Annotated in this window: 7 protein-coding genes; 5 read left to right on the forward strand and 2 right to left on the reverse strand. The window is 58.6% G+C overall.

All coding sequences use genetic code 11. The features are described 5' to 3' along the window. Positions 1–1,169 precede the first annotated feature (1,169 nt). From PLJ71_21900 to PLJ71_21910, 3 genes are read left to right on the forward strand one after another with little or no spacing between them, the layout of a single operon-like run. Entirely contained in the window at positions 1,170–1,583 is a 414-nt protein-coding gene (locus PLJ71_21900; protein ID HQM51344.1) for a hypothetical protein, read from the forward strand. Beyond that, a complete protein-coding gene (locus PLJ71_21905) occupies positions 1,558–1,926 on the forward strand; it encodes a hypothetical protein (GenBank protein HQM51345.1) in 369 nt (122 codons plus the stop codon). The genes PLJ71_21900 and PLJ71_21905 overlap by 26 nt, the downstream gene beginning before the upstream one ends. A 1-nt stretch (position 1,927) precedes the next feature. Beyond that, positions 1,928–2,320: a hypothetical protein gene (locus PLJ71_21910; protein ID HQM51346.1), complete on the forward strand. Its 393-nt coding sequence runs from the start codon at positions 1,928–1,930 to the stop codon at positions 2,318–2,320. Positions 2,321–2,851: 531 nt separating this feature from the next. On the opposite strand, the gene PLJ71_21915 is transcribed toward PLJ71_21910, so the two are convergent. After that, a complete protein-coding gene (locus PLJ71_21915; protein ID HQM51347.1) occupies positions 2,852–5,215 on the reverse strand; it encodes a hypothetical protein in 2,364 nt (787 codons plus the stop codon). After that, positions 5,202–6,296: a glycosyltransferase family 9 protein gene (locus PLJ71_21920; protein HQM51348.1), complete on the reverse strand. Its 1,095-nt coding sequence runs from the start codon at positions 6,294–6,296 to the stop codon at positions 5,202–5,204. The genes PLJ71_21915 and PLJ71_21920 overlap by 14 nt, the downstream gene beginning before the upstream one ends. A gap of 162 nt (positions 6,297–6,458) precedes the next feature. Here PLJ71_21920 and PLJ71_21925 point away from each other — a divergent pair, with 162 nt between their 5' ends. Both PLJ71_21925 and PLJ71_21930 read left to right on the forward strand, forming a co-directional pair. Beyond that, positions 6,459–7,589 (forward strand): lysylphosphatidylglycerol synthase transmembrane domain-containing protein, encoded by a 1,131-nt coding sequence (locus PLJ71_21925; protein ID HQM51349.1) that lies wholly within the window; start codon positions 6,459–6,461, stop codon positions 7,587–7,589. After that, positions 7,579–8,613: a DUF1573 domain-containing protein gene (locus PLJ71_21930; protein HQM51350.1), complete on the forward strand. Its 1,035-nt coding sequence runs from the start codon at positions 7,579–7,581 to the stop codon at positions 8,611–8,613. Before PLJ71_21925 ends, PLJ71_21930 begins: the two co-directional genes overlap by 11 nt. The last annotated feature ends 157 nt before the right edge of the window (positions 8,614–8,770 follow it).

Here is an 8,770-nt window from a genome sequence, read left to right on the forward strand (position 1 = left end):
AAGGACGCAGATTCCACTTATGCCCGTGGTCCTAAAATCGGGGGTAACCGCACTGCAGGGTCTGCCGTGGGAGCGGAGAACAAGAGTTTAATCACGATGCTTCTCTAGGCAGATGTCGACCTTGTGGTGGAACAGGAGGACGATACGAGAAGACATATTAGCGGCGGAATGACGAGAGGAGTTGCTATCGAAACTCGGAAGGGCTTTTGCTTGGCCCGATTGCGGCATCAGAAGGTAGGTGTGCGAGGAGGGACCGCAAAGCTTTTATATCGGGGCCTATTCTCTCTTGCTATGAAAGTCTCGTCCGGGTCCCGGAACCTTGCGTTTTGGGCATTGCTGCTGATAGTTCTCTTCTTGGCTACCGGCTGCACCAGCGGCTTGGAGCGGGACCTGGCCGCCAAACCCGATGAGTCGCTGGGCGGGCGGTGGTGGTTCAGTAATCCGTGCGGTTGGCTGGCGGTGCGCAGGCCTTTGTTTAACGTGACGGGAAGGCTTACTGCGTCGGCAAGGCCGGGTAGTGCTGTTTCTTTGTTCGTTGCTCCCAACGGTTCCTTCGAGTCTGTCATGTGGGCTCTGGAGAATTGTCCGCCCATTGGCAAGGCGCCTGTTGTGGATGGGCGCTTCTCCGTGCCCTACCTGCCAGTGGGAAAATACTTTGTTGCGTTGCCGAGGGGTTCCTTTGGTGATGTGCAGGGCTTTCCGATTGTCGAGGAGTTCAACACCTCCAGTCATTCCGTTCGGGTGTTGTGGCATGGCGGCGATCCTCGCCATTCGATTTGCGCATTTGCGGTGGACGAGAGAAATCAGTCCGCGGAGAGGTCATTATCGTGACCCAAAATAACGCGTTACTCGATGGGTTGGGCCTTGTGGTCAGTCGGCTTGAGGTCCTGCGCGAGTGGGTCCGGGCCTTTTACTATGAAGTGCTTCTTTCCGGTCACGCGTGTCCCGCTTGCGGAGGAAGACTGGTCATGACAGGCTCTGGACGGGCCTCGTGCGAGGCGTGTCGCTCGAGTCTGGACCCGACTGTGGAGTTTCAGCAAAGCCCTTGTTGCGGCGCGTCTCTGGTGTTTCGGCGGGTGCATTACGCATGCCGGCAATGCGGGGCACCGGTACCTTCCCGGTTCCTGTTTGATGAAAGGCTCTTTAACGCCGGATATTTTTCCGAGCGTATGAGGGAGTCTCGCGAACGCCGGCGTCTGAAGGTTGAAGAGCTTCGCCGGCGCGTGGCGGAGTCGCGGTCCGGGGAATTGCTGGTCTCGGATGTGCCGGCGTTGGACAGTATTCCCGGTTTGGCAGATGCTTTGGACTCGCTTGCGGAAACCGCCGTTTCTTTGGGGGACGGTGGCTTCTGGGATGACGACCCCTTTGTCATGGATGCTTATCGGGAAGTCATTTGGCAAGGCGTGCATGAAGATGCGGTCTTGTTCAGCCAGGTACCCGCTCTGAACAGCGACCCGCGCCGGGATCGGGCGCGCCGGTTCATGACGCTTGTGTTCATGGAACAGGAGCGGGAAGTGGACCTGGCTCAATACGGAAACGATTTGTTGGTGATGCGGCGTGAAGCTGACGCAGAAGGATGCTGAGTTCGTCGCGAAGCTAGGGCGGCTCATGGACGATAAGGACTTGTCGGTCGAGCTTCGCCTGCGGCCCGTGGCTCACATGGTTTTGCGCCGTAATTATGGGGAGAAGATCGAGGCCGTTTTCGGTGTGACGCGGCAGGGCGTGCGCTGGCGATTCAATCGCGTCTTTAACGAGGTGTACGTCCAGGCATATTGCACGATCTGTTGGATAGAGTCCCGCTTCGGTGCCGAGCTGAGGCAGATGGCGTTGGAGGTGGCGCGGGACCGCGCCGAGATGCGCCGGAGGGCGTTGGAGTCAACGGGGCAAGCCGCGGGGGTGAGGGGTGTTGGCAAGCACGAAGATTGACGTGAACCACAGCAGGATCACTCGCATTCAGGATCTGGACGAGTTGGCTGTCGTGTTCTTTCCGGGCAATAAGCGGCATCAGAAAGTTTTCCTGGCTGTGTTCATCGAGTTGAAGTGGGCGGAGGGCCAGTTCGTGCCTGTTCTTGAACCGATAGCGGACAAATTTGGTGTGAGTCGCCGTGCGCTTGAAACGGTGCGTGCAAAGATGCGCCGGCTGGGCCTGATTGACCACGTTTCCCGGTTCGGTCAAAAGTACGGGTGCCGGGAAGGATGGGTGTTCTCCAACAAGTTCGCGAAGGCGTTGAGACGGCTGGCGGACCTTGCTGAATCCCTGCGCGAAAGGCGCGGGCACGCTGGGGAGCGGAAGGACCGAGACGCGCTGACGTACATCTGAACTGGCGCGTGAGGGCCGACCGCAGCCTCCTAAACTGTGGCTGGGGGCGGCCGTGACCGTATTCTCACGCCCGATGAGCTGGTAATGCCGGAAAACGGCCCAGATTGCTTTTTCTCGACGGTATACCCTTCATCGCATGCTTTGGATGACTGCCCGTCAAACGTAAAGGCACTTGCCCTCCTATTTCTGGCATCCCGCACGAGCACGGCTGCCTATCTAGACTGGGTCTCATATGTTCGGTCTGCTGTTCAATGGGCGTTCCTGCGCTAGAAACGCCAGGTTTCGCACGGTTTTCGGGCCTGAGCAGTCTCGGGTACGTTAGGCACTATGGCTGGGGTGTCTTTTTAACAGGGCACGCTCAAAGCGCGTGTCGCGGAAAGGGCGTTTTCTGACCGAAAAGGCCGGGGTTGAGGACCGCAAGAAGCAGAAGGGTCTCCGAGGAACTGAAGGCCAGACACGGCGCCGCCCATTGATCAGACTTTACGACCCGTATCGGGCACTACACGATGGTCACCATCGCGCCCCCAACCTTCATAGAGCGGCTGGACCATCATGTCGGACGCTCATCTTGCGGCGAATTAGCATCAAAGTAAGAGTAAGTGCGACCAGCAAGCCCCACGTGCTCGCGGATAACAGACATCCCAAGAAGAAATCCCACGGATAGTATCTGACGCGGAGCATGTGCTCTCCCGGAGATATTGGTATGCCGATTTGTCCGTAGTTGACGCGGCGGATTTCCAACGGCTTGTTTCCGTCGGTTGCTCGCCAGTCGGGGTGCCAGCTTTCAGACAGAACGACAATGCCCGGGTGGTCGGTCGTGAAGCTGAGCGTCCAGTCTCCGAAAGCGTTCCGCTTTGCTGAGATTTCTTGATACTCTGCACTCCCTTCCACAGGGTCTGCCTCGACCACACATTCCTGTTTGGGATTCAAGGCGCACAATTCGTCGATAGCCGCGCGGTCCTGTTGGGGCATGATGGCTTTGGCAACCAGAAACACTCGGGGTAGTCCGGCTTCTCGACGAAACACGTGTCGCGGCTGCTCAAATTCGTGTGCGGGTGTCGTGAAGACGCGCTCGTATTCCGGGCCAAGATATGGCTCATATGCCATAACATACTTGACGTTCATAAGGTCGAGGATGTTTGGACAGCCCAGTTCGCTGGGAGAGTGCATGCGTAGCTCGACAAGGTCGGAATCGTCCTGCCGCCAGAGCTTCTTGTAAAGATCAAGGTGGTGCGCGTAGATGCCGGGGTGATAGCCCGTGATGATTTCCAGTCCGTGGCGCGCCGCGATTTGTTGGTCTATGGTGAACGTCGGATCATAGATTCGGAAAACCTCTTCCTGTCTTCGCTTCTCAAGGAACTCTGCGGCAGCCAGGCTTGGCAGGACGCGTTTTGTAGCGACCATGTTGATGTGGGGCTGCCAGATATAGAAAAGCTCGATGACAAGAAGAACAACCGCGAGCACGCGCCAATGGGGAGGTTTCAAGGCACCGTAGGCCCACAGGATGGACAGCGGGGCGAGGATGCCGGTGATAGCCAACGGCCACCATGTCCCGAATCCCGGCTTGAGTATTGATGCAGGCAGAACTAAGGGGAGAAGCAAAGCGGATTCCAGGGTCACGCACACCAGAACTGGTAGAAACCATCGGTACCGCGCTATGCGTTCCTGCGACAGGAACATTCCCGCGAGTATGGCTACGAAGAAGTTCGCATAAAACAGCATCCGTCCGGGCGCTCGGAAGAGCTTGAAACCGGGAACAACATGGAAGGCGAGCCAGTAGAATGGGCTATGCTCGCCCAAGGCCAGCATGATCGCCAGAATCGCCAGTCCCGCGAGCGACCAAACTTGGTAGCGGTTTTTGAGGACGACAACCGCTGCAATGGCCAGACACAGCGTTATGATTCCCGGATAGTTCGCGGTTTCCCAGAAGAAGGCGTTTGCCGCGTCTCCCTGCAGCGCTTGCGGAGCGGGCTGTCCCTGGAACGGCCAAATGAAACGCCAGAGGTCGCCGTAGCCCATGCTGTTCATGGTGGCAAACTCGAACGTCACGCCTTCCGAGCGCGCGCTGAGAAGCAGCGTCTGGCGCATTATGGGGAACCACCACGCCGCACCCCCGAGCGCAAAAACGACAAACCCGCCGACGTATGTCGCCCCCCGGATGGCCACGGCCCCGTACGCCTTCGCGAACACATCTGGCAGCATGCGGAGCGCGAGATACGCGGTGGCGAATAGGGTGTGCAGATACATCATTTGCACGCTGCCGCACGTTGCGGTCAACGTGAGCACGAGTCCTAGCAGGACCGCACGCCCAAATCCCGGCTTCTTGCAGATTCGCTCAACCGCCCACAGAATCCACGGAAACCCGAGTGCGGTCGAAAGCAATTCGGCGTGCCCCGCGAACACGTGTCCCGCGGTCTTCCCGCTCAGCGCAAAGGCTGTTGCCGCAAGCACGGCACCAACAGGCGTACATTCCCGCTCGCGGGCAAAAAGAAACATCCCCCACGCGCCTAAGGTTATGTAGAACCAGAAGTAGAAACCAAAGAGGGAGGGCGACGGTATCAGCCAGAAGAGCACTGCAAAGGGATTTAGGACGGCGGGAAGCGGATCCCCCACAATCGACTTGCCGCAAAACACGGTTGGGTCCCAAAGAGGGAACGAGCCATATTCCCACCAGCTTCGCCACTGGACGATCTTGTAAGTGCTGTGGGCGCGGACGATGTCGCTGGCCCAGAGCATCAGGTGAGGGTGCGTGAACACGTCCCAGAAGACCACCGCGGAAATCAGGGCGAGGATCAGGAAGTTCGGTCCAATGCCGTCGGGCCAAAGCCGGTCCGAAACGCCCAATTCAACTGGAGCGGAATTTGGGGACCCGTTATTGGGCTTACTTTGTGCCATACTGCTCACGAGATGTTAATGGCTTTTCGGATTCCAAAGCCTGGAGCAGCAAATCCAATACGTGGCCGGTCGAAAGTCCGGAAAGGCACTGAAAATCCCCCTGCGCGCATCTCAAATGCCTCGGCGAATAGTAAAAGCACGGTTGGCAGGGCAAGCCAAGGGTGGCTTCCTGCCTCCAGGCGCCGGGTACACGAACCCATGCTGCATTTGTGGGGCCAAAGATGCCTGTAGCGGGTACTCCCAGGAACGCGGCGAGATGCAGAAGGGCCGTATCGTTGGAGACGAAGTGATCGCATTGCCCAATTAACGCTGCTGAAAGCGAGAAGTCTTCGGTATCAACCGTGCAGGCGGCCGCCCCGATCATCCCAGCGATAGATTCCTTCACGTCACGCTCTTTATCTCCACCGAAAACCAGGATGCGCGCTGCTGTCTTCTTCAGCAATTGTGCTCCGAGTTCGCCGAATCGCTCCGCAGGCCACCGCTTGTGCTCGTGATTCTTTCTCGTGCTGCCGCCGGGATGGAATCCAATCAACGGTCTTGTTCTGGCAAGTCCGCGTTCATCCAACCATGCGTTGGCCCTGCGCGCATGGGGATCCGGTATGCGGAGCCGTAGGTTCTCCACCGAGCTGCGCTGACCGGCAAGCAATTCGGCGAGTCGCAGGTTCTCTTCGATGTTCGTGAGCGAATCATCCTCATGCACCAAGCGGTTCTGGAGCCAATTCAGGCAAACGAAGCCGAGGTGGTTATAGCGGTGCCCCAAGCGCACCTTCGCGCAGGATAGCCGCGCAATCAGGTTGTACTCGGGCCTGTTGGCCGGGTAGGCCAGAATACAGGCGTCAAACCGCCGCTTTCGAAGACCCAGGACAAACCGCAACGCCTGCCACGCCCCGTTTCGCCAGAATTCGAAGTTGACCGCTTCATCCGCGTCGCCGGCGAGTTCTACAACCGCTCGGGAGCCCTCGAACATGGTGACGACCGTGATGTGCGCGCCGGGCATGGCCTTTCGCAACACCCGGAGGGCAGGCAGGAAGAGCAGCGTGTCTCCAATACCCGGCAGTGAAAAGATGAGTATCCGCATCATCTTTCGACACATTCCCGCCCTGTCAATCGGCGGCATGGCCACTGAACTGCACCTATGCGGTTGCCTAATATAATCCGGTTTTGACGAATGGGCAAGCCTTTTCTCATAATCGTCTCCGCAAGGCCTTTCAAGGCGGGACAAGAGGGGCCCTCTCAGAACGATATGTCTGACGTCGGCGAAAAAGCACCTAGCGCCGCTTGGCCGAGCCGCACGGCAAAGGGCGTTATCAAACACGTCCTGGGTTTCGCTATGAGCTTTCTCCTCCTGGCGTGGATACTGTACAAGGCGGACCTACGCGGAGTCTGGGATGCCATCCAGAGGATTTCGCTCTGGCCCGTTCTGCTCACCCTCGCAATATCGTACGTCAGTTTTCCCCTGCGCACGCTCCAATGGCAATGGCTGATGGGCAATCCGGAGCAAGCCCGCTTCCCTGCCGCATTTCGTGCGCTTTCACTTGGTTACCTCGGGAACTTCCTGCTACCCATGCGCGGCGGCGAATTCCTCAAGGCTTTTGTTCTTGCGCGGAGCACCGAACTTGGTTTTGCGCGCACGCTCTCCGCAGTTGTACTTGCTCGGTTCCAGGACCTGCTCCCGATCCTTTTGCTGGCAATGGCGGTCTTCTGGGTAGCGCCACTGGGCGAAGGCATTCACATGAACCTCGGCGGCCTCCTGGAGAACGCAATCATCATTCCGCCGAAGACGCTCTACGCGGCCTTGGGCTTCTTCGCCCTCGCCGTGGCCGGCGGGGCTGTCTTCTGCGCGATGCTCTACCGGTGGCAGGACGCCACGCATAAGCTGCTCGTCAGTTTCGCCCAAAGATACATCCCGCGCTTGGCCCCACGTCTCGCTGCGGCCTTTGAGCAGGTTTCCGCCACTGTCGATGTAATGGGCGAAGTACGCCTCTTCTGGGGTGGGCAAGCAATGGCGTTTCTTTGCTGGGCGCTCTTCGTCTTGGCCCCGATTCCGCTCTTGTGCTCCTTTTCGTTGAGTATGCGACAGGCTTCCTTGACCTCCGTGGCGATCAATGGCCTCGCGACGTTCGCGCATCTGTTGCCGTCGGGGCCCGGGGCCTTGGGAACCTTTCACGTGCTGTGCCTAGTCGCGTTGTATCTCGTGAACCCCGGCATGGACCCCGATGATGCCGTTGCTTACACGCTCATCGCCCATCTGCTCTCCGCGCTGGGACCAGCCCTGCCGGGCCTGTTCTTCCTTCCCGGCGCGTGGTCCGATGTTCGGGCGGCAAAACGCCATACCACGCCCGTTTCACAGGAGGCGCCCGCCGATGAACCTTAGAATGCCGCTAACATGTCTTCTTCTTTTCTCTTCTTTCGGTTGCCTCGGTGCCGAGGAAGAGGCGCCGGCTCGTCCCGTACTCGAAGTGTCAACGTACCGCGTGAACTTCGGGAAAGTCTCTCCCGAGAAGAGCCCTGAGAAAATCATTACCCTCACCAACACCGGGACGGCTGGCGTTGGCATCACCGCCGTCAAATCCACGTGCCCCTGCACCAGCGCCAAGGCGGATAAACAGCGCCTTGAGCCTGGCGAATCCGCCGCCTTGCGCATCGTGTTGCACCTCAAGGACTATCGCAGCGACGCGGTTCAAGGACGTGTCGTCGTTTGTACCGATGCCCTCGACTCGTGTTGCGCGCCGATTGAGGTCGAGGGCGATATCATCCCCGAATACGTGCTCGAACCGCCGCAAGTTGATTTCGGCCGCGTGAAGCGCGGGGAAACGGTTACAGCATCCTGCCTCTTGCGCCGGAACGGAAGTCGCCCCGTGCAGTTGAGGGCGATCAAGGCCTCGGACGAACTGCAGGTCTCCTGGGCCCCAATCAGCTCGGAAGCCGATGCCGGCGAGGGGGCCGGGGCCTCTCAGATGCCTCCGGACGCGTATCGGATCGAGATTCGATACACTGCGCCGCTCGATGCGAACACCCTGAATGCCCGATTTGAGGTGGAAACCGACGTCGAACGCAAGCCCAGACAAACCGTCGTTGTCAAAGCTCGCCTCGTCGGTGTCGAATGTACCGTCACGCCAAAAGTTATCGTGTTTGACGGCGCGCGTCGGGGAGAACCCGTGCCAGGCATCGAGGTCACAGGCGAAAATGACCTGGAGATTGTGAAGGCCGAGTGTACGATCCCGGGTATCGACCCCGTTGTAACCGAACTCGAGCCCCGCAAGCGTTTTCGCATCAGTCTGCGCGTGACTGAGCGTGCTCCTTTGGGCGATGTGACCGGGAAACTGCGTCTGCGCGTGAGGGAAGGGCCTGTGGAAGAGGTGCGCGAGGTGGGCATTTTCGGGAGTATTGGGTCCTGAGCGTTCCGCCTTACAGTGTCCTCATAGAGTATGCAACCTATGAAATTCCCGCTACTTAAGTGCTTTTCTCTGTTCCCTTGTTGGAAATAGACGAAAAGGGGGGTTGACACTTTATCGCTTTGATGGTAAGTTGGCATTACTATGGCGTGAGTACTTG

It is taken from the genome of Candidatus Hydrogenedentota bacterium (genome assembly GCA_035416745.1).
Classification (GTDB): domain Bacteria; phylum Hydrogenedentota; class Hydrogenedentia; order Hydrogenedentales; family SLHB01; genus UBA2224.